The organism is Thermosynechococcus sp. HY596 (assembly GCF_030518715.1).
Lineage (GTDB): Bacteria > Cyanobacteriota > Cyanobacteriia > Thermosynechococcales > Thermosynechococcaceae > Thermosynechococcus.
Genome location: NZ_CP130346.1, coordinates 1,839,653 through 1,860,883 on the forward strand (window position 1 = coordinate 1,839,653; position 21,231 = coordinate 1,860,883).

Annotated in this window: 20 protein-coding genes, 1 tRNA gene and 2 pseudogenes; 2 read left to right on the top strand and 21 right to left on the bottom strand. The window is 51.8% G+C overall.

The window, feature by feature from the left end; translation table 11 throughout:
* Window positions 1–137 precede the first annotated feature (137 nt).
* The 9 genes and pseudogenes from QYC28_RS09105 to QYC28_RS09145 form a co-directional block, all read right to left on the bottom strand.
* Window positions 138–1,187 carry a glycosyltransferase gene (locus QYC28_RS09105; RefSeq protein WP_302679351.1) on the bottom strand — a complete coding sequence of 350 codons (1,050 nt, stop codon included), beginning with the start codon at window positions 1,185–1,187 and terminating at the stop codon, window positions 138–140.
* The gene (gene asnB / locus QYC28_RS09110; RefSeq protein WP_302679352.1) at window positions 1,163–3,127 is read right to left on the bottom strand and encodes an asparagine synthase (glutamine-hydrolyzing); all 1,965 of its coding nucleotides are present in this window, start codon (window positions 3,125–3,127) and stop codon (window positions 1,163–1,165) included. Before asnB ends, QYC28_RS09105 begins: the two co-directional genes overlap by 25 nt.
* 475 nt (window positions 3,128–3,602) lie before the next feature.
* A pseudogene (locus QYC28_RS09115) lies at window positions 3,603–3,773 on the bottom strand (nucleotidyltransferase substrate binding protein); the annotation flags it as partial.
* Window positions 3,774–3,784: 11 nt separating this feature from the next.
* A complete protein-coding gene (locus tag QYC28_RS09120) occupies window positions 3,785–4,660 on the bottom strand; it encodes a bifunctional 2-polyprenyl-6-hydroxyphenol methylase/3-demethylubiquinol 3-O-methyltransferase UbiG (RefSeq protein ID WP_302679354.1) in 876 nt (291 codons plus the stop codon).
* Window positions 4,641–5,804 (bottom strand): glycosyltransferase, encoded by a 1,164-nt coding sequence (locus tag QYC28_RS09125; protein ID WP_302679355.1) that lies wholly within the window; start codon window positions 5,802–5,804, stop codon window positions 4,641–4,643. Before QYC28_RS09125 ends, QYC28_RS09120 begins: the two co-directional genes overlap by 20 nt.
* A complete protein-coding gene (locus tag QYC28_RS09130; RefSeq protein WP_302679356.1) occupies window positions 5,801–6,994 on the bottom strand; it encodes a hypothetical protein in 1,194 nt (397 codons plus the stop codon). The genes QYC28_RS09125 and QYC28_RS09130 overlap by 4 nt, the downstream gene beginning before the upstream one ends.
* The gene (locus tag QYC28_RS09135; RefSeq protein ID WP_302679357.1) at window positions 6,994–8,070 is read right to left on the bottom strand and encodes a glycosyltransferase; all 1,077 of its coding nucleotides are present in this window, start codon (window positions 8,068–8,070) and stop codon (window positions 6,994–6,996) included. The genes QYC28_RS09130 and QYC28_RS09135 overlap by 1 nt, the downstream gene beginning before the upstream one ends.
* A gap of 99 nt (window positions 8,071–8,169) precedes the next feature.
* Window positions 8,170–8,733, bottom strand: a complete 564-nt coding sequence (locus QYC28_RS09140) for a class I SAM-dependent methyltransferase (RefSeq protein ID WP_302679358.1) — start codon at window positions 8,731–8,733, stop codon at window positions 8,170–8,172.
* A gap of 158 nt (window positions 8,734–8,891) precedes the next feature.
* Complete coding sequence (locus QYC28_RS09145) at window positions 8,892–10,010, bottom strand: glycosyltransferase family 4 protein (protein ID WP_302679359.1); 1,119 nt, start codon at window positions 10,008–10,010, stop codon at window positions 8,892–8,894.
* A 157-nt stretch (window positions 10,011–10,167) separates the two neighbouring features.
* On the opposite strand from QYC28_RS09145, the pseudogene QYC28_RS09150 reads away from it, so the two are divergent.
* Window positions 10,168–10,722 (top strand): annotated as a pseudogene (locus QYC28_RS09150) (transposase); the annotation flags it as partial.
* 192 nt (window positions 10,723–10,914) lie between these two features.
* Here QYC28_RS09150 and QYC28_RS09155 read toward each other — a convergent pair.
* The 8 genes from QYC28_RS09155 to QYC28_RS09190 all read right to left on the bottom strand — a co-directional run bounded on the left by QYC28_RS09155 (window position 10,915) and on the right by QYC28_RS09190 (window position 17,163).
* Complete coding sequence (locus QYC28_RS09155; RefSeq protein WP_302679360.1) at window positions 10,915–11,520, bottom strand: glycosyltransferase; 606 nt, start codon at window positions 11,518–11,520, stop codon at window positions 10,915–10,917.
* A gap of 27 nt (window positions 11,521–11,547) precedes the next feature.
* Window positions 11,548–11,778, bottom strand: a complete 231-nt coding sequence (locus tag QYC28_RS09160) for a glycosyltransferase (protein WP_302679361.1) — start codon at window positions 11,776–11,778, stop codon at window positions 11,548–11,550.
* A complete protein-coding gene (locus QYC28_RS09165) occupies window positions 11,775–12,017 on the bottom strand; it encodes a hypothetical protein (protein WP_302679362.1) in 243 nt (80 codons plus the stop codon). The genes QYC28_RS09160 and QYC28_RS09165 overlap by 4 nt, the downstream gene beginning before the upstream one ends.
* Window positions 12,014–13,036, bottom strand: a complete 1,023-nt coding sequence (locus QYC28_RS09170) for a hypothetical protein (RefSeq protein ID WP_302679363.1) — start codon at window positions 13,034–13,036, stop codon at window positions 12,014–12,016. The genes QYC28_RS09165 and QYC28_RS09170 overlap by 4 nt, the downstream gene beginning before the upstream one ends.
* Window positions 13,037–13,170: 134 nt before the next feature.
* Window positions 13,171–14,133 (bottom strand): glycosyltransferase family 2 protein, encoded by a 963-nt coding sequence (locus tag QYC28_RS09175; RefSeq protein ID WP_302679364.1) that lies wholly within the window; start codon window positions 14,131–14,133, stop codon window positions 13,171–13,173.
* A 2-nt stretch (window positions 14,134–14,135) separates the two neighbouring features.
* Window positions 14,136–15,647, bottom strand: a complete 1,512-nt coding sequence (locus QYC28_RS09180) for a hypothetical protein (protein WP_302679365.1) — start codon at window positions 15,645–15,647, stop codon at window positions 14,136–14,138.
* A gap of 5 nt (window positions 15,648–15,652) precedes the next feature.
* The gene (locus QYC28_RS09185) at window positions 15,653–16,750 is read right to left on the bottom strand and encodes a DegT/DnrJ/EryC1/StrS aminotransferase family protein (RefSeq protein WP_302679366.1); all 1,098 of its coding nucleotides are present in this window, start codon (window positions 16,748–16,750) and stop codon (window positions 15,653–15,655) included.
* A complete protein-coding gene (locus tag QYC28_RS09190) occupies window positions 16,747–17,163 on the bottom strand; it encodes an FdtA/QdtA family cupin domain-containing protein (protein ID WP_302676752.1) in 417 nt (138 codons plus the stop codon). The genes QYC28_RS09185 and QYC28_RS09190 overlap by 4 nt, the downstream gene beginning before the upstream one ends.
* A gap of 82 nt (window positions 17,164–17,245) precedes the next feature.
* Between QYC28_RS09190 and QYC28_RS09195 the strand changes: the two genes are divergently transcribed.
* Window positions 17,246–18,079, top strand: a complete 834-nt coding sequence (locus QYC28_RS09195) for a methionyl-tRNA formyltransferase (protein ID WP_302676753.1) — start codon at window positions 17,246–17,248, stop codon at window positions 18,077–18,079.
* Between the two features lie 13 nt (window positions 18,080–18,092).
* Here the strand turns inward: QYC28_RS09195 and QYC28_RS09200 are convergent.
* The 4 genes from QYC28_RS09200 to QYC28_RS09215 form a co-directional block, all read right to left on the bottom strand.
* Window positions 18,093–18,166: transfer RNA gene (locus QYC28_RS09200), tRNA-Pro, on the bottom strand.
* 38 nt (window positions 18,167–18,204) lie between these two features.
* Window positions 18,205–19,089 carry an alpha/beta fold hydrolase gene (locus QYC28_RS09205; RefSeq protein WP_302679367.1) on the bottom strand — a complete coding sequence of 295 codons (885 nt, stop codon included), beginning with the start codon at window positions 19,087–19,089 and terminating at the stop codon, window positions 18,205–18,207.
* Window positions 19,090–19,839: a creatininase family protein gene (locus QYC28_RS09210; protein ID WP_302679368.1), complete on the bottom strand. Its 750-nt coding sequence runs from the start codon at window positions 19,837–19,839 to the stop codon at window positions 19,090–19,092.
* Between the two features lie 9 nt (window positions 19,840–19,848).
* Window positions 19,849–21,099 (bottom strand): MFS transporter, encoded by a 1,251-nt coding sequence (locus tag QYC28_RS09215; protein WP_149820181.1) that lies wholly within the window; start codon window positions 21,097–21,099, stop codon window positions 19,849–19,851.
* Window positions 21,100–21,231 lie beyond the last annotated feature (132 nt).

The following is a 21,231-nucleotide window of genomic DNA, read 5'->3' on the forward strand; positions in this document are numbered from 1 at the left end:
TAAATTGGTTGTTTTCTTCTTCTTTTAAGGGAAGAATATGACATTTCTTCCCTTTTTTCTAGCCTCTCAAACTATCTTTCAACACTTCTGGATTAAAGCTAGTCCATTCACTACCAAAACTCTCCACCACTTTAGGATCATAATTGAAAGACATTGGCTATGCTCCTCACCCAGTATAAAAAATAAGAAATGAAGGAAAGTGCGATAAACTGTAAACCAAGGATTGGAAACTGAAGTATGATTCTCGTTATAGGAAAATTATATTTATTCTTTACTTTTTCAATCAAGTAGTCTGGTAGAACTTGCCTAGATTTTAGTTGATCATTTTGCACAATATTTTCAAAAATATACATATTTATAAAATAGAACTGACATTTACAGGCTAGTTCATGAGATAAATTTTTAGGAAAATTATAGACTGTGGCGTAATCAAAAATATTATTCCAAATTTGTAAATTATCTACAAAACTGTCTATGTTTGGAATTTTAGATTGATTATTAGATTGAAATTTCTCGGCTGGTAAGCCGCAGATTTTTTGCAACAAACATAAATCGTCCGGGTTTTGCACCACAACCCGATGCGCCAAGGGGAATGCCAAGCGATACAGTTGCGTCAGCACCCAAGATAAAACCCTGCGCTTGAATGGACTGCGTCCCTCAGGATCAGCCGTAAAAGCATAGCCCAACCCTTCCACCATCGCCACCCGCCGCGGTACCCCTGCCCAGGCTGCGGCTAGGGTTCCCCAAACATTGGCCTGGGCCGTGTAACTCAGCAAGGCATCGTAGCGGTTGGTACGAAAGATGCCCACCAGCTTCAGGAATGTTCGCAGATGACCCAAGGGGTTCAAACTCTTGCGTTCCAAGGGGTAACAAAGGCAGTGGGCACCCAAACTCTCCACTTTTTGCCGTTCTTGTTGAGACCAAGTGGGCGCCAAGACATCGACGGTGCACCCCCTGTGCACCAACTCTGCGATCAATGGCAGACGAAAATTGATCACGGAATAGGCGGCATTGCTGATCAGGGCAACCTTGAAGGCCTCTTTTCTGGGCGCACCCCCCTCAGCTGTATCCTCCTCTGCCACTGTTGTGTGTGAGGTATTGCTTCCGCGCATTGCTGCCGGGAAAACCCAGCCAAGCAGTCTATCGGATCTAAAGTAACCGATCATTGTTGCAGCCACGCCTGCCACATCAGCACATCCCACAAATAATGCACCCAATTGCGCTGGCCGCAGAGATGCTCTTGCCAGCGTTGTCGGATCGGTGCTGGTGCTAGGAAACCCTCCCGTTTCAACCGCGCCTCCGAAAGCAAATCCTCCGCCCATTCCCGCAATGGTCCACGCAACCAGTGTTCGATGGGCACGCCAAAGCCCATTTTGGGCCGCTCGATGAGTTCCTTGGGGACATAGCGGTAAAGCACCTGCCGCAGCAGCCACTTGCTCTGACCTCCACGGATTTTCATTGCCAACGGCAGCTGCCAAGCAAACTCTACCACACGGTGATCCAAAAGTGGCACGCGTGTTTCCAAGCTCACTCCCATCGCCGCCCGATCCACCTTGACTAGGATGTCATCGGGAAGATAGGTGATGCTATCAAGATACAGCATGTGCTGCTCAAAATCGCAATCCTCAAGCCAAGCGGCCGGGTCGGTAAGGGGGGTGGGTGGCTCTGCCGTCACACCTAGGACGATTTCGGTGGGAGACTCCCAGTGGGAGACTAGGCGCAGATAGATTTCCTCCGGGCGGCGCACTGAAAATAACCGTGCTGCCTTATGCAGTTTATCACCAGGCAACCGAAAGCGCAGGCGGTGCGGCAACAAGGGCGCTGCGAACCCATACAGCCTGTTCCACGCCGCGGGGAAAAGCGCCCGCACCCCAGATGCCGCCAGCTGCCGCAGTGGGCGTGGCACCATCGCCAAGCGCCGCCACAACCGCCGGGTCCGGAAATAGCGGGTGTAGCCGCCAAAGAGCTCATCGCCGCCATCCCCCGACAGGCTCACCGTCACCTGCTGGCGGGTCAGCTCAGAGACCAAAAAAGTGGGAATTTGGGATGAATCGGCAAAGGGCTCGTCATAGAGTGCGGGCAGCCGCGGAATCACCGCCATTGCGTCTTTGGGCGTCACATACAGTTCCGTATGCTCCGTGCCCAAGTGCCGCGCCACCGCTTTGGCGTGCTCGGCCTCGTTGTAGTCGCCCTCATGAAAGCCAATGGTAAAGGTCTTCACTGGCTGCGGGCTTTGAGCCTGCATGAGCGCCACCACGGTGGAAGAATCGATTCCCCCCGAAAGGAACGCCCCCAAGGGCACATCAGCCACCATCTGCCCCGCCACCGCACTGCGGACAAGCCCTTCCAGTTCGTCGATGGCGTCTTGCGCTGATCCTTTGAAGGGATGATGCAACCCCCACTGCGCCACTTTCCGCAGCGACCAGTAGGTTCGGATGTCGCCGCGGCTGCCAATGGGCAAGGAGCCTGCAGCAAACTGTACATAGCACCCTGGCGGCAGCTTCCAGATGCCCTCATAGATGCTCCATGGTGTGGGAATGTAGTTGTAGCGCAGCAAAAGTGCGAGTGCCCGCCGCTCAATGCTATGGTCAAAACTGGGAAAGGTACGGATTGCCTTCAGCTCCGAGCCGAACACCAGTGTCCCCTTGACCCAGCCATAATAGAGAGGTTTTTCCCCCATGCGATCGCGAGCCAAGGTAAGTGTATGCCTATCCCGATCCCACAGAGCGAAGGCAAACATGCCGACACTGCGCTTCAGTGCCTCCTCCACACCCCAAGCCTCGCAGGCCGCCAGCAGGGTTTCGGTATCCGAATGGCCACGCCAATAGGCACTGCCAGCATCGGTTTTTTCAAGTTCCTTGCGCAGAGCCAAATGGTTATAGATCTCGCCGTTGAAAGCAATTACAAAACGTTCAGAGGGTGACACCATTGGCTGATGACCCGCCGGCGAAAGGTCTAGGATAGCAAGCCGCCGGTGCGCCAAGGCGATGCCAACTGTCTCATCCACCCACACCCCCGCATCATCCGGACCGCGGTGGATCAGTGTATCGGCCATGCGGCGGGCGGTGGTTTCCGCATCGCCCACGGCCATACCCCCAGCGTGCCAGAAGCCCGTGATACCACACATGCTCTACACCACTAACATTCCCTTCAAGACCCTCTCGATTTCGCAATAATGGCAATCGTAAAGCCAAAAGAGGCCGGCAGAAAGGTAAACGGAAGTCCAAATACTCCTATCACATCGAAATATTTTTCAATCTGATTAATCAGTAAACGATAGTCAAAACCTTTGTGTTGATTTCGCTCCACAAAATTTAGCCGCCCGAGAGTGGAATTTATTACGTCAGAAAAAGAGTAATCTTCACAGTCTTTGCTATTCAACAAGAATGCGGGAGTCAAACAGGATCGCCTTTTGCACCTTAGGATCATCACTAAGGATAACACGGATAGCTGCCAAGGTTGCAGCCGGTACTCCCCAGTTTCTCTTGCTCATACAAGCTCCGAAAAGCCGCGATCAAGTTCAAGGAACAGCGGCTGGTAGCGTTCGACCACTGCCTGCACCACGGCTAGAGCCACCGCCTCTTGGTGGGTCTGGATAGTCCTAGCAGGTTCCAAGTAAGCGCATGGGTAAACTCAAAGGCCTGAATCAACCCCTGCCGCTCTAAATCCGATAGAGGGCGCACACGAGACAGGCCCACCGCCGCCGTGAGCTGGCGCAAGGCCCGTTTGAAGTTAGCGAAGCGCTGTTTCCAGCGAATGTCGGCGTTCGTCATCGTTCAGCTCCTCATTTAACGTCAATCCACTCGGTAGCGCACCTACAACGCCCCTGACGGCGGTACACGTACTCATCACAGCCAGAGCCGAAAAACCCAGGGTTGCGCCCCCACAACCGGCCCGGTCTGGCCAGCACCCGTTCCGCGACAAAGCCCAACCTCTTCATCTGCTGCTCGACCTCGGCAGGTGAGATCGACTCATAGGGCCAGCCGCCCAGCCAGTCATGCACGTCATGGTAGTAATCCATCCCGCGGTTGGATCGGTACTCATTGACATATCGGGTGAAACTTCTGCCCGTGACCGCAAGACCCAAGCGAAACCAGGCCACGTAGATGGCACGGGCGCGGCGCTGTGCCTCCTGGGACGCATGGGCGTACCAACGTTTCTCCCACCGCCAGAAGGGATCCATCCACACCCGCCGGTACAGGGCAAACGCAAACCGGCCTTCCGTCCCCACCATGGCCGCGGCGCACCGAATGGCGCGCTCCATGTCCCCGGTGTGGTGCAGCACACCCCAGGAATAGACCGTATCGAAGGTGCCCATCGCCTCGGGACGCAGATCGAACACACTGACCGCCTCCACACGAAAGACCGCTCCCCGAGGGGCATGCCGATCGAGCAGCGCTTGGGTGGTGGCCACGCTGTCAGGGTCCAGATCCACCGCAACCACTTCCCTGGCCCCCAGACGCAGCGCCGCCAGGCTGTGCAGCCCCGACCCGCAGCCAATATCGAGAAAACGCTCTCCGTCCAGGCGCTCTGACCCCAGCAAGCGGATCAGCCCTCGCTCGGCCTCCGCGATCTCGGCCGCCGTCACCTTCTCGGCATAGGCAGCCCAGTTTTTCCCAAACGCGAAGTGGGTATCGACGCTAGTTAAATCCTCTCTCATCTGTTTCTCCCTTTCGTAACATTTTCACCGCCTCCCGCCACACGGCGCGATACCGCTGCACCATCGCCTCGATCGAAAAGTGCTCGGCGATCCGCGCCCGGCAGGCCCACTGGCGCTTGCGCCAGCTTTCACGATCCGCATGCGCCGTTAGAGCAGCAAGGATCGCCTGCGCCAGCGCCGCGCTGTCCTTCGGTGGCACGATCCAGCCCGTCTCGCCCACAATGCGCGCCGCATCCCCGACATCGGTGGCCACACAGGGCGTGCCGCAGGCCATAGCCTCGGCCAACACATTGGGGAATGCCTCTGCCGCAGAGGACAGGACATGCACATCGAGGGCATTCATCACTGCGGGCACATCCGTGCGGGGCCCGAGCAACCACACCCGCTCCGACAACCCCGCCGCCTGAACCGCATGCGACAGCTCCCTGTTTTCTGGCGTGATGGCGCTGCCCACCAGCACCGCGCAAAACCGCACTCCCCTTCGCGCCACATCAGCCAAAGCGGCGATGAGATTGCCGTGATCTTTTTGGGGATCAAACCGTGCCACCATGCCAATCAGGAGCAGATCATCGGGCACCTGCCATTGGTCACGCAGCCGCTTTCTCGCCTCGTCATCCGGTGCAAAGCAGCTCAAGTCATAGCCGTTGGGGATCACCACCATGCGGTGGCGGTCATAGCCCAGCGCGGCGTGCACCTCAACCGCGGCCTCGGCGCAGGCGACGATGCGCACCGGCAGCCAGCGCGACAGCCAAGCGCACAGGCGGGCCACAACACGCGTGTTGCGCGCCGACTTACCCGGTTCCAACGTGGTGTGACGGATCCCCCACACCACCGGCACGCCCGTCATGCGCCCCACCAGCCCGCCCAGCAAATCGGCGTGGTACATCCAGGTCTGCACCAGATCGGGCTGCACCAAGCGCACAGTGCGCCACAGACCCCGAAGACCAGCAGCCGTTAGCCGGCCGCGGGGCATGGCAAGCGCCGTCACCTCCACCCCTGCTTCGCGCAGCAGCGGGCCGTATTTACCCTCGGTGGTGAGGGACACCACATGGTGCTGATCGTCTGGGTCGTGGCATACCAGGCGATACAAGACGGCCTCGGCGCCGCCGTCGGCAAGGCCGGTGATGATGTGCAAGACTTTCATTTTCGACTTATCGCCGAGATGCGTCTAACTGCAGCGTTGGAGTCTCCCGGATTAGGCAGCTTAGATAATCGCCTCGTGCAAAGCATAAGGCTCAACCCAAGAAATTGGAATGTTGCCCATGCGAAGTCCAACTGAACACGGTGTCGGGGACCCTGAAGTTCCCCATAAACTGCATAGAGACCTACAAACAAAATGGTGTAAACTATTAAAAAATGGGAAAATGCTGTGTTGCGGTGATAAAGTTTCCATATTCCCAAGACTACAGCGGGAAGAAGCAGCCAGTGAAGGATGGCAGGCAAATCCAAGAACGCATAGGCTTCTTCGGTATTGAAGGGGATGGGCGTGAGAACAAAGCGGAAAAAGCCATAGAGTGGATTGACAAAATCTTCACGCACAGCGTGGATTGCATATTCAATCCCTTCTATACCAAAACGACTTAGGGCAATACCAAGCAAGAATAACGCAGGCAGCACAAGTTTGATCCCCCTCTGGGGAGAAGTTACGACCACCGCAGTCACCAACGCAACGCCAAACAAGATGGGCACGTAAAAACGCAAAAATAAAAGCACAAAGCTACTTGCCGCGGCCAACACCAAGGCGCTCCATCTTTGACCACGAAGAAACCAAGCCACGGACATCAAAAGCAGTACATGCAAAAGAAACACTAGTATGTCTTTCCCATTCATGACCGTCGACCAAGCAAGGATATCTGGATGCAAGACAATAAAAGCGAAGAACAAAGACCGCTGCCTTTGCGAAATCAAACCTTCGCTCACCAAGAGTTGCACACCCAATCGTGCAATTACAACCGTGAGCACGATGTTCAGCGCAACTGGAGCATAGTACCCCCTCCCAAACCATGACATGGCCAGCGCGTTGTAAAGATAATAAACAACGTGATCCCCATTCGCCACCAAGAATAAGAACTCAGAGCCGAAGAGCTCGAATAAACCGGCTTCTTGGTCGAGCAGATGTTCGACCCCCTCTAGGTATGTCCAATCATCCAAAAAAGTAAAAGTACCATCGAACAGGAAGCCGTAGTAAACAAAATATAACCCGGATTTCAATAAGGCCAGAGCTAGTGTAAGTCCCGGTCCACAGCTACTGCGCACACCCGCAATCAAGACAGCAATGAATATCAATGCTGTTGGCGACAAAAGGACGTCTAGGTCGAACGGGTAGTTTTCCATTATCGTCCACCTTCGCACTCATCTGCCCATGGCGGGAGATTCATCGCCTCGAGATAAGCATCGATCGCCCGCGCCTGATCAAAGTCCCGCGCGCGCTGGCGCACATCGGGCAACCGGTCCTTGGGGGTCGAAAGGACTTCCTCCATCGCCCGCGCCAAGGCGGCCACATCGCCGACCGGCACCAGGCGCCCCCAACGCCCATCTTCCAGAATCTCCCGCGGGCCACTGGGGCAATCGGTGCTCACCACCGGCGTGCCGCAGGCCATCGCCTCGATCAACACACCCGGCAACCCCTCCCAGCGCGAGGACAGGACAAACAGCGCCGCGCGCGCAAGATACGCAAACGGGTTGGCCACAAACCCCGGCATCTGCAGCGCATCCGGCCCTAGGCCTAGGGCATGAGACAGTTGCTCCAGCTCTTCTCGCAATTCGCCTTCGCCCAAGATGAGCAAACGCGCCTCCTTCCGTGCGCGGAGCTGGGCAAAGGCCTGCAGCAGCGCGGTGAAGTTTTTTTCCTCCGTCAAACGGCCGATCGCCACCACCACTGGCACCTGCCCCGGTTGCAGCCAAGGGTGGGGCACCGGCTCTTGGGCCAGCTGCGCGATGCGCTCGAGATCGAAAGGGTTATAGATAGCGCGAACGGTACCGGAAGGCAGTCTCGCAAAGCGCTCCAGATCCCGCGCCGCATCGCGCGAGACGGCAACAATCCCATCCGCCTTGGGATAAAGCCGCGGCACCAGGGCATAAACCGCCCGCGCCGCCAAGCCACGCGCACGCGCCACTTCCACGCTAATGGTGGTGCGCTCCGACACAACCAGCCTTGTGCGGGCTGCCGCAAGCCGCCGGGCCAGGATAGCCACCACGTTGGCGTGGTTCATGGCTGAGAGCATCGCGTGGGGCCGTTCCCGCCGCAGATAGCGCACGAGCGGCCACAGGGCCTTAATGACCCGCCCGGCACGCAAATCCACCACCCGCACGGCGGGCGCAACATCCTTGAGATACGGCCCCACAGCGCTGGCCAGCACCAGATCGACGGCGTACCCCCGCGCCGCAAAGCCGTTGGCCAGCGTCACCATCACTCGCTCGGCGCCGCCGCCAGCAAGGGAGGGTAAAAAAATAGCGATACGGGATCGCCCCCGAGGATCTAGTAATGAAGACAAATTCATTCGATTTCGCTATAGCGGTTTACGAAACATCACAAACACATTGTTGTAAAACTTCTCCGTCCGGTCTATTTGATCCAGCAGCAACCCCAAGCCGTTCATAACCAGACAAAACGGTATCCACAGCGGCAGGGTCAGCGCCTTAAGCAGCCGAGTCAGCTTATTGGCATTGAAGCTATTTTCCAGCCAGTTCAAGGTCAAAACCACCACCGTGCTGCCAAACCCGCCTTGGCATTCCAGCGTGTGTACCTCATACGGCAGCAAACGCGTCGCACCATGACTGGTAAAGCGCTGAAAATCATAGGGCGAGCCATGTTCGTTGTATAAAAACGGAAACGACAACACAATCATCCCGCCGGGCTTGCACACACGGGACATTTCCCCCAACGTGTGCGGTAGGTTTTCCACATGCTCGACAACTTGCGTCGCAAGCACCACATCAAACGAGGCGTCATCGAACGGAAACACCGCATCGGGCGCAACTATATAATCTGCCCCCCCCCGCAACATCGATTCCGACATACTCGGTAGCCTGCGCGAACCACGGCTGATAAGGCTTGTCGCCGCAGCCGACATCCAGCACCCGCCCCGTCAATTGCGGCAGCCGCAACTTTAGCATACGCACTAGATAAACCGTAGCCAGCCATTGAAAATGCCAAGGACGCAAGTGCGGGTGTTTGCCGCAAAGTGCCTCATAGATTTGCCGATAAAGCCGCCCAAGGCGCGATTCCTGATTATTTTTCATGAAGCAGTTCCTCAAATAACGCTTCCCACATTCCTACAATTCTGGCCATGGAAAACCGCTCGCGTGCCTCGATGGCGCGAGCAGCAAACCGCTGGCGCAAGGCCTCATCGCCCATCAATCGGCTCAATGCCGCACTTAACGCGGCTACATCGCCGGGCGGCACCAGCAGACCATCCACTTCATGGCGGATGATGTCGCGCGGCCCGGTATCGCAATCAAAGCTTACCGCGGGCAAGCCGTGTGCCATCGCCTCGGCGAGCGCATTGGGAAAGCCCTCGAAACGCGAAGTCATCGCATACAGATCAGCCGCGGCATACCATTCCCCAACATTGCCCACCCGCCCAGGCAGCAGGATGCGCTCGTCCAGCCCGGCATTCTTGATTTGCGCCGCAAGTTCGTTCTGCAGCGGCCCCTCGCCCAGTATGGCTAGACGCCAATCCGGAAATGCCGCCGCCAAGCCTTGAAACGCAGCGATCAGTCTGTCGAAGCCTTTTTGTTGGCTCAAGCGACCGACCGCCAGCAGTAGTCTTGCATTACCGGTCTTGACCGGCGGCATCATGTATGGCGCTTGCGCCGGCAAGGGATAGCTTGCCGCATTCGGGATCACCGGCACCTTGCGCGCTCGGGTATTTTGACGCAGCCAAGTAGCGGATTCATCGGTGAGCGCGACTACCGCATCTAACCGTCCATAGAAATAGGATCTCAGGGTTTCCCAAACCACACCCAAAGGCATCTGCGGCGGATGGATGCGCTCCGAACCGACGGTCACCAAGCCACGTAGGCCGGTTGCCGCTAACGCGAGCTGGATATTGGACGAATCCATCATGCCCAGTGCGACATCCGGCTGCACTTGGCGCAACACCCGGCGCAGGGCAGACACGCGGCGCAGGTTGTTGATCAAGCCTTTCAGCACATTGCCACTATTTTGTTGCAGACCCAGCTTTATTCTGTGCACTGAAGGTAATAGTTCATAAAAATCGTCTGTGCCATCGGATACAGTGACAACAGTCACTTCCCAGCCTTTCTCCGCCCAATAATTTGCAAGATTGGCTGCAACACGTTCGGCGCCACCGGAAGAGAGAGAGGAGATAAAAAAAAGCACTCGCATATTCAAACTCTTGGGCGGGCAAGGACGTTTTGAAATGCTGCTAGTCGATCGGGATTTAGATGCGACAGGCCAACGTTTTCCTCAATCTTAAAAATATCGTAATTCTGCGCCTGCAGCCAGGCGATCAAATCAGTTGTGTATCGTTTTTTCTGTAAATTCAGAAGCCGAGATCAACTGGCGCCGTTTCCTAGAAAAGCTGCTCGCCTGTGGCCTGAAGGGCGACAAGCTGATCGTTGCCGACGATCATGCCGGACTCAAGGCCGCACGCCGGGCGGTGCTGCCTGCCGTGCCCCGTCAGCGCTGCTAGTTCCATCTGCAGCAAAACGCAGGCCACTTCGTCACCCGTGAGGCAGCCAAAAAGACGGTGGCCGCCCAGCTGCGCGCCATCTTCAACGCGCCTGACTGGACGGAGGCCGAACGGCTCTTGAAAACCGCTCTGGAGACCTAGCGTAAGGAGCATCCGAAGCTCGCCCAGTGGGTCGAGGAAGCCATTCCCGAAGGCCTGACCGTGTTCGACTTCCCGGCGGCGCATCGCGTCCGGCTGCGCACCACCAATGGCCTAGAGCGGATCAACCGGGAGTTGCGCGGCCGCACCCACGTGGCCAGCATCTTCCCCAACCCGGATTCCTGCCTGCGCCTAGTCTCGGCAATGCTTGCCGAACTCAACGACGAGTGGATGATGAGCAAGGTCTATTTCAACCTCAACCTGTAACCCCAGCGTCATGACCACCCATCCGGAAATTTACAGAAAAGGGGTTGCACAATCAGCGCTGCCCATCCAGCCGCTCCATGCCCAACATAGAGCGCAGAGACTCCTCGGCGCAGGCCATCCAATGTTTCGAGAAACCGCGCCCAATTCGCCCCGAAGGCAAAACATGCCCCAGCCGCGATCTCCTGTTTAGCTTCAACGCTCATTTAGAATCTCCTCAATCAAAGTCTCCCACATGCCCACCACGCGATCGCGACAAAAACGCTCCCGCACCTCCACCGCTGCCGCCCCCAGCCGCGCGCGCAGGGCGGCATCCCGCCACAGCCTAGCAAGCGCTTGGGCGAGCGCGCCCACATCCTCCGTCGGCACGAGCAGGCCGTTTTCGCCGTCTTGCACCATCTCCCGCGGGCCACTATCCCAATCCGCAGCAATGACTGGGCAGCCCATCGCCATGGCCTCCAGCAACGCATTGGGAAAACCCTCGTAGCGCGATGGCAAAACGAAAAAGATGCAGCGCGCCATCCACTGCTCCGGCGCCTCGACGACCCCCGGCATGGAAACGGCCTCGCTAAGGCCAAGTTCCGCCGCCAGCCGCGTCAAAAACGCTCGTTTTGCGCCCTCCCCCAATATGACGAGCCTCGCCCCCGCCTGCTTGAGGCCGCTCATCGCAAAGGCGCGCAGCAGCAGATCGAAGCCCTTTTGGTCATCGAGCCGTCCGACGGCCAGAATCTCGTCGGCGCTTCGGCTCTGCCCGCAAACCGGCTGGGGCAAGGATCGGACGAAATTCGGCACCACCGCCACCCGTCTGCGCGGCACGAGCTTTTCGGCTCATGAGGCGACCGCTTCGGTCTGCACGACCACGCGCGCGGCGAACGGATAGAGCAGGCGACGCGCGGCATCCCAAGCACGGCCGACCCGATGCCGTCGTGGATCAATCCGCTCGGACACCACAACCGGAATACCAACCCCCAGCAGCGCCGCCAGCATCAACACGTTGTGCGTATCGCCGAAACTGACGACCACATCGGGTCGGTAGGATGTCACGGCGCTGCGAATCACCCGAGTGCGCCGAACGTTGCCGGCAACACCCTGCCAGAGCGACGACGAGTTCCAGATGAGGTCGAGCGCAAGCCGGCCAATGCGCGGGTCGAGCCGGTAATGGTCTTTATCTGCGTGACCAAGGTCATCACCGTGATTTCGTGACCCCGCTCCACCAACGCCAGCACCAATTCCGCGATTATGCGCTGGGCACCGCCCGCAGAAAGACTGGACACCGAGAGGAGGATCTTGCGCTTCATTCCATCCTTTCGAGGTAATAATCAAGCACGCGAGCAGCTATGGAACTTGCATCGCAATATGCTTCAACAAAAAGACGAGATCTTTCTCCTACTTCCAGAAAATCAACAGCGCTCCAAGTCGTCAACATTTCAGAAAGGACAGAATAAACACTTTCCTCAGATGAAATATCCAAAGCCGGTGCAGATTCTCCATATATCTTTCGGATGCACGCAGGATCATGCGAGGTCAACACCACGCGACCCAGTGCCATGGAGAGAAGCGCATTCATTCCCAACCCATCCCCAAATAGCTGATCAACCACTACATTACAAGTGGAAACGAGCTGCAGATATTCCTTAAACGGCAAACGCTCTACTATTATAACCTCAGCATTTTCGAATCTTTCCGATAGTCTGTTTAATGCGTTGATAATAAATTTTGAACCTTTGAAGCCAGCATGATTGATTCCGTGGAGAATGCGTATTTTCTCTAAGACGACGTTCTTGTTATAAGGTAGCGATTGATGATCCACAGGCATCGGTAAAGCTGCGAGACCTATCGCACTCCGTTCGTATGCACATCCGCCAAATGGGATGACGCAATCACATAGGGTATACAGTTCCTTCTCATACTTGTAGTTCATTGGAACATCTAAAACGCATTTCGTTGTTTGAGTATCAGTCATACAACCAGCGCAAGGGGATCGTTTTAGGTTGCCCATTTCCTTAATAGTCAAAGCGCTACAACCCGCGACACTCAAACCTAGTTTCACTTTATAATGCTTTCGGGCTGATTTCAGTTTCCAAATGATATATTGGCGATAGCTAGAGCTAGCTATCCTTCTTGGCAATATTAGCGAGTAAGGATTCATCAACTGGACGATGTCATTTTTCTTCAGCAATCCTTCTAACCAGTTTGGTTGTTCAATAAGCCATTTCCCCAAATCGAAATATGCGTTTTTTGGGGGGCCGTAGGCAAGTCCGCTAGGAATTTTCTTGAATCCATCACCATTAGGAAAAAGGATGTATTCATGCCCCAAAGCATCAAAGCCTTTTTTAAGTTCAGTAAGTTCAGATGTAGTGAGCTAAAGTCTCTAACCAACGCAATTTTGTCTCATTCTTTATTGGAGTAGCTATATTGATATTTTTCTACCCATGTTTAACCTAGTTCATCTTAAAAAAACAAATCTCTCATAGCACTTTGCCAACCTGAATAATATTTATAATCTCCTGAAAATAATAATTTTAAAACGTATTTTAATCTAAAAATATGAGGCATTGATCGAATTTTGCTTCTTTGATTTCTTATCAATTTCATTTTATTTATTTTATTTATTTCTTGAGTTATTTTTTCTATCATTGGTGTATTAAGCAATCTAGAATCAATTATTTTTGTCAAAGCACTGATTTCACTATTAAGCTGTTCTAACTCTAGACATGGATTATCCTTATACATTATTTTATATATTATCAGGTTAAGTGGTGTTTGTCTTTTTGTACGGCTATATATACAGTTGGATGCATTTCCTCCATGTCGTCTGTAAAACTGCAAAACAGAAGGAAGTACTTTTTTAACTTCTAATATATTAGATAGTTTATTCAGCCAAGTATCATGTGCGTGGAATTTTGGTATCGGCAAAGCCATATCTCTTAAATCCTTTCTAATTGCCATACAGCAACCAATTGCAAATTTCTCTTCTGAAAAACGTAGTGATAGTATTTGCTTCAGAATAGTTAATTTTGTAGGAGTCCCATCTGCTAAACAAATTTCAGCATCATTCATGTAGAGTAGATATTCAGTGTTTTGTTGAGCAAAATTAGTAACATATTCTATTTTATTTGGAAACCATACATCATCTTGATCGCTGAGGAATATAATGTCTCCAGATGTTTGTTTTAGGGCATTTTCAAAGTTATGTACAAAACCTAGATTGTGCTCATTTTGATATATTTTTACTTCAAATGGTGCACTCTTAGCAAAATCGTGTAGAATTTGCATTGTACTATCTGTTGAGCAATCATCTGAAATAACTAGTTCATCAGGTAAGCGAGTTTGACTCAAGAAACTATCTAGCTGCTCCTGAAGATACTTCTCGCCATTATAGGTGGCCATTGCAATTGAGATACGCATTGTCATAATTAATCTAGAGTTTTATAGATGTTCTTAATGAATCTCAAGAATCTTACTATGGGATGATCATTGCCCAAAATTGTTCTGATTGATTTTGAAATTGTTAGAGTCATATCTGTATTTTTTAATGAGTAAATTACGAGCTTTACTCTATTGATAATTGAGGTTTCACAAGGTAGCTCAGGCAATCCCTGTATCCATTCTGTTGCGTAGCATTTACCTAAAAAGAGTGTGTCAGCCTTAAAATCTAGTAGCTCATTTGGCGCTTTAGCCTCTCGACCGTACATGACATTCATTAATCGTTCTAAATAACTTGTGGGATGATGAAAACTTTGAACTTCATGAGATAGGTGTTCAGTGTCATAGGGAAGTTTACCACTAATAATATGGTCTTTGAGTCGTTGTATGACTACCTCTAAAGAGTCAGACCTTATCTGATCTGCCATAGAATATCCTTGACACGGTAATTTGGGCGCATGTATGGGAATGCCAATAGTAGCAATTTCTGAAATAACTGTACCACCTGTAAAGGGAAAACTATCTAAATATGCATTGTAGAGATAGGCGTTTTTGTATAAATTGTTATAGGGTACAAACTCTATCAGCTTAACTTTTTCTAAATTTTTTTCAGAGATATATCCTTGCTGCCACCAATCTTCCTTTCCAGATTGTCCAATTATTGTGATTATGACTTTATGATTCGTACATTCATCGAGAAGTTGGTTGATAAATAGGGGATAATTCCATCCTTGAGCAGGTCTTAGCTTTTCTACTCTAGCTATTGTCATAATGTTAAAACTTTGTTGAGTATTACTCTGGAGTTTATACTTATGCTTTACTTTTTCTAAATGAGAAATATTCAAAGGTATCCCCACTAAGTGATGTGATTGATAGTGCTTCAAAGCCTCTGTTCTGTAATAACCATAGCCACTCACTTCAAGGATGCTATTACAAATTGCATGACCATAATTAAAAACATGATCAGCATGGTTTACAAAGTAGATATCAAAATAATGCTTTTCTTTTGAAAACCATAGTGAAATTGCGGAATGAATATCGTAATGATGGATATGGGATATGACTTTTCCTTTTGTTACTAATTCAAAGAATTGACGCTGTTTTTCTAAGCGATAGACCTTACATCTAATCTCTTCCAAAAAATTCAAGGTTTGAGGATCAATAGCTCTAGTAACGAGAACAGCAACGTCTTGATTTTGCTTGATTTGTTCTTCGACTGTGGCCGTTAATAAGCGAGTATGTCCACCTGTTACATAGGTCTCTGTAATGACATGGACAAAGTCATGATTAACAATTACAGGCTCAAATCTACTCTTGGAAAGAGAAAGTAGTACATCTTTTTCTAATTCTAAATCTTCAGCAATTGGAACTAAGTTTTGAATGTTATAAGTCGCATAGATTTCTGCAAGCATCGCTTTTTGGTATGGATTTTTTTCTCTAAGAGCTAGCTCTCGAAGACCGTAGGCAAATTCCTTCTTTTTACTTAAAGAACAATGTTCCATATTCTTCAGAGAGATTTAAGTAAAGATATGACGCAGCTAATCTCATTAACTGAATGGTGAGGACTTATTGGTAAGCTTAGCACTTCTTGGGCAAATCGTTCCGCGATCGCGAAGGATTTTTGGCTGACATCGAGATTGGCATAGGCGGCCTGACGGTGAGGGGGAATGGGGTAGTGAATTAGGGTACCAATGCCTGCAGCGTGCAGGTTTTCCTGAAGAGTCTGGCGCTGGGGAGTGCGAATCACAAAGAGATGCCACACTGGCTCTGCCCAAGGGGGAACAAAGGGGAGTATTACGGAAGTTCCTTGCAGTTCTGTGAGGTAGAGTTGGGCTAGTTTTTGGCGGCGCTGGTTCCATTCATCAAGGTACTGCAATTTCACCCGTAGGATCGCGGCCTGTAGAGGATCGAGGCGACTGTTGACCCCTTGCACTTCATTTACATACTTAACCCGTGAGCCATAGTTCCGCAACATACGAATGCGATCGCTCAACTCGGGGTTATTGGTCGTTATAGCCCCCGCATCCCCAAGGGCACCCAAGTTCTTGCCGGGGTAAAAGCTCCATGCGACAGCATCCCCGTGGGCACCAATTCGCTTCCCTTTGTAGCGTGCACCATGAGCCTGAGCAGCGTCTTCGAGTACCCAGAGCTGATAATGGCGAGCAATCTCTAGGATCGGGTCAAGATCAGCCGGTTGACCATAGAGATGGACGGGTAGAATCACTTTGGTGTTGGCAGTGATCGCCGCTTCAATCTTGAGGGGATCAATATTGTAGGTATGGAGATCAGGCTCCACTGGCACAGGAATAGCTCCGCACTGACTGACGGCTAGCCAAGTGGCGATATAGGTGTTGCTGGGAACAATGACTTCGTCTCCATGGGTCACCCCTATTGCCCGCAAAGCAAGCACAAGAGCATCTAAACCATTACCAACACCAATGGCATAATTGGCACCGCAGTAAGCAGCCCATTCAGCTTCAAAGGCTTCTACCTCTGCACCAAGGATGTACCAGCCGGAGTCAAGCACACGGGCAACGGCAGCATCAATTTCCGCTTTGAGTTCGCGGTAGGCCGCCCCCAAGTCAAGAAAGGGAATCGTTGTCATGGCATTGAGCGCTTCTGAGCAAGGGCTAGGAATTCGTCGTAGTTGCGGATGTAATCGCTTTCATCATAGGGGGCAGAGGCTAAAACCATACACACGGCACCCGAGGAGAAGTTATCGAGGTATCGCCACATCATTGGGCAAATATACAGGCCAAAGTAGGAGCGGTTCAGGTGATAACGCTGCTTGCGATCGCCATCATCGAGGACAACATCAAAACTACCAGACATGGCCACCACAAATTGATGCAGCGCCTTGTGGGCATGGGCACCGCGATCGGCACCGCCGGGAACATCATAGAGGTAGTACACCCGCTCGATTTTGAAGGGAATATGACGCTCTCCCTCAATAAACGTCAGATTACCCCTTGGATCCGTAATTTTGGGGAGTTGAATAATTCTACACTGATCAAGCATAATTTTTCCTATAGAGGTTATATTATTTTTAACTTATATTCTGGTATAATGCCTAACCCATAAAGAAAAGGAGGGTATAGCATTGTTAAATCACAATGTTATTTTGTGTATTGCAGGAAAGAACGATATTGCAGTACGTGCACTTAAACTTGCACTAGCAGCTTATCATAAAGTTACTGTATTAGCCTGTCCCAATCCAGAGGATAACGGTCAGGACAGTTGGCAGCCTTCATTTAGAAGACTTGCCTCTAAGTTAGGAATTCCAATTGTAGAAATTAAAGACATAGAAGGAATATCAAACCTAGTATTTGTATCATTAGGATATTCTCGGCTTGTTAAAGTTAAAAACTTTCTATCTCGTCGATTATTTAATATTCACTTTTCTCTATTACCAGCTTACCGAGGTGCTTATACTAGTATATGGCCAATATTAAATGGTGAAAAATTTACTGGCGTAACTCTACATAAAATTGATGATGGAATTGATACGGGAGAAATAATTTCACAGAGAAAAATTGAAATTAAGCCATATATGACTTCAAGAGATCTTTACTTTACATATATGTCGGTAGGATTTGAAATCTTTCAAGACTACCTTGACATACTGATCAAAGACCCAAACCCAGAAAGTGCGCCGCAACCAATGGAGGGTGCTAGTTTTTACTCTAGAGAATCTATAGACTTTTCAGATTTAGAAATTACGTTCAATGGAACCGCTGACCAAATAGTCAGAAAACTGCGAGCTTTATCATTCCCTGAATATCAGCTACCGAAATACAAGGGCAGAGATATACTTGGCTGGCATATTCAACTAGAACGTTCCACTATGAAGCCGGGAACAATTGTTGAGTCATCAGAAAATTTCACAGTTGTTACTACCAGAGATTATAACCTTTGCTTACTCACTGAAAGGTGAATTTCCTGAATAATCGGAGCGGCGGGATTTGAACCCACGACCCCCACTACCCCAAAGTGGTGCGCTACCAAGCTGCGCTACGCCCCGTTAAGCTTTATTACTATAACACGAGTTCAGAGAACATCCTAGTCAGTGATGGAAATTTTGCGCAACCATTTCAGAATGTGGGCATTCACCTGCTCAGGTGCTTCATCTTGAGGGCAATGGCTCACCTCTGGCAAGACGACAAACTCCTGCACACAGGGAAATTGAGCTAGCTTCTGCCCTTCATCAATGGGTTCCCAAGGGTCGGCGGCACCCCACAGGAAATAGGTGGGGCAGATAATCTGCGGTAGCAAGTCTTCGGGTAAGGGACCTTGGGAATAGCGGACAAAGGCTAAGAAGACCTCGGCAGCACCCCTATCTTGGGCAGGGGTGAGTAATATCTCTACCAGTTCATCGGTGACGGCGGCAGTGTTGGCATAGGCTTGGTGGAGAATACGGCGCACAGTACGGGGTTGGGCAATTTGGCGGAAAAAGTAGGTGCCAAGGGTGCGATTGCCTAAAAGTTGCTGGAGTAGGCTGGTTCCCCAGCGGCGGTACCAAGGGAGTTGCGATCGCTTGCGATCGTGGAGCTGACGCAAAGAGCAGTTCAGCAGGATCAGTTGACTGACCCATGCAGGCTGGAAAACAGCGGCCTGTAAAGCAACGACGCAGCCAATGGAGTTGCCGATTAAAACCGTGGGCTGACCAATGACCTCACGGCAAAAGTCTAGAACCAAGGTTGCCCACGTCTCAAATGTATAGGGGATGACTGAGGGAGCGGGTTTGGCAGAGCCACCAAAGCCCAGTAAATCAATGGCATAGACTTGATGGTGAGCCGCGAGGGCAGGGATGTTTTTGCGCCAATGCAAGCTAGAGGCACCAAAGCCGTGAATCAGGAGTAGGGGGATGCCCTGAGTCCCTTGATGCCGATAGAGAATCGGGTAACCGTGCCAATGCCACGTTTGAGCTGGGAGAGAGAAAGTCATTTAGTCGGCTTGCAGAAATTGACGGTAGCGATCGCTCAACTCCTGAACAGCCCGCTCATAGAATTGCTGTCCATGCTCAGGGGTGGCCAAACTGGAATCTGCCCCCATACGACCATCGGGATAACGGCGGCGAAAATCTGCGGCACCGTAGATGGCATGACTGGTGTTGACTTCGGGATTGAGGGGAACGCGCTTAATGGCCTCTGGATAGAGAAATTGGGTCACCGCCACTTCACTAGGGGTGGCATGGGAACCCTCGCGATCGCCATACAATTCCCGTGCTAGTTGCATCACTGAACTACACATAAACCAGTTGGCCAACTCACAGCGCACCTGATCCGCCTCGGGAATGTGCAGATCGGCTAAGACTGCATAGGTTTCCGCAAAGGCCGCCTTCACTGTCGCGATATTGCCGCCATGACCATTAATGAAAAAGAAACGTTGAAAGCCTGCCCGTACCAAGCTCACTAAATAGTCGCGAATGACAAGAATCAACGTGCTAGGGCGCAAACTAATGGTGCCGGGGAAAGCCGTATGGTGTAAGGCCATGCCCACGGAAACTGTCGGGGCAACAAGGGCATGAGTTGCTTCCCCTACCCCTTTGGCGATCGCCTCGGCACAGAGGGCATCGGTGCCAATGAGACCCATAGGGCCATGCTGCTCCGTGGAGCCAATGGGAATAATCATCCCCTTGGAAGTGTTGAGATAGGCTTCGACCTCTGGCCAAGTACTCAAGTGTAGTAGGGGCATTCCTGTCTCCTAAATCGCATCCTCAAGAACGGCTCGTGTATTCCGCCATGCCCAAATGCCCGCGATCGCCACCACGCCCCCCATCCCCACCATGACCACTGTGAGGCCAAGGAAGTCCGAAAGAATCCCGGCGATCGCCAAGGGCACACTGAGGGCAATATTGACAATGTTATTTTGGAAGCCAAAGACCTTACCCCGCATCGTCGCCGGTGTCCGAACTTGAATGAGGGTCTGCATGGGAATACCAATTAAAGATGCCCCCATTCCCAGCAAAATACTTAAGCCCAGACCCACCCACAGATGATGCACAAAGGCAAAGACCAGCAGGACGGCTGCCATCACCAAAAAGCCAATCAAAGGCAGCGGTCGGTGATGCAATTTTTCCCCCCATTGGCCCAAAACCCCCGCCCCTAAAATTAACCCCAGCCCTGCGGCGGCCAAGAGAAAGCCAAACTGATTAGGACGCAGGCCAATTTCTTGGGCTAAACTGACGGCCAACACCGTCAAGGCGGCAAAGACACAATAGAGGATCGTTAACTGGAGCATGGCATTCCCCAAGAGGCGATTTTTGCGCACGTAGTGAAACCCCTCCTGCAAGTCCTGCCATACATTGAGGTGGCGATCGCGCTCATGAACTGCTTCTCGGTAGCGAATCGAGGCTAAAACCAATCCCGCCATAACGTACAGCGCACCGACAACGACTTCACGGGCATAGACACCCCCTATGGCCACAGCACCACTCAGCAATGGCTCACCGATGGCAAACCCCACTACAAGTGACCCCATCATTGTTGTGATAAAGAGGGCATTCGCTGAGAGCAGATTTTCCTCCTTCACTAGCAGGGGAATCGCCGCCTGTTCTGCCGGGGCAAAGAATTGCGTAAGAATGGACTCAGAAAAGGCAATCAGGAGCAGCAGCGTAAACCGCTTCGGAATAAAGATCAGAGCAAAAACCAGTAGCCCGCGCAGAATATTGGTAATGCTCATTAGCTCCCGCTTCGGGTAGCGATCCACAAAGGTGCCCGCCGTTGAACCAAAGAAGACCGCTGGTAGCGTATTGGCAATCATTACGGCTGAGGCCTTAGAGCCGGGCAGTTCATAGCTGGCGTCATAGGAAACCGCCAGTGTAATTAGGAGGACGAGAAAAATTTTGTCCGCCAGTTGGGAGATGATTTGACCGCCCCATAACTTGAGGAAATTCTTGTTCCGCATCAGAGCAGCAAACCCTTCTGGACGGGGCTTGGGACCAGAACTTACCATTGCTGTTGCTCACTGACCATGAACACAAGTTTCCTCACCGTTACCAAAGATTGGGGCTGGCAGTCTGAATCCAATATACCGTCAGACCCTTGCCGGCGTTTGCCCTGTCTCTGTATCCTTTGAGGTTCGTTT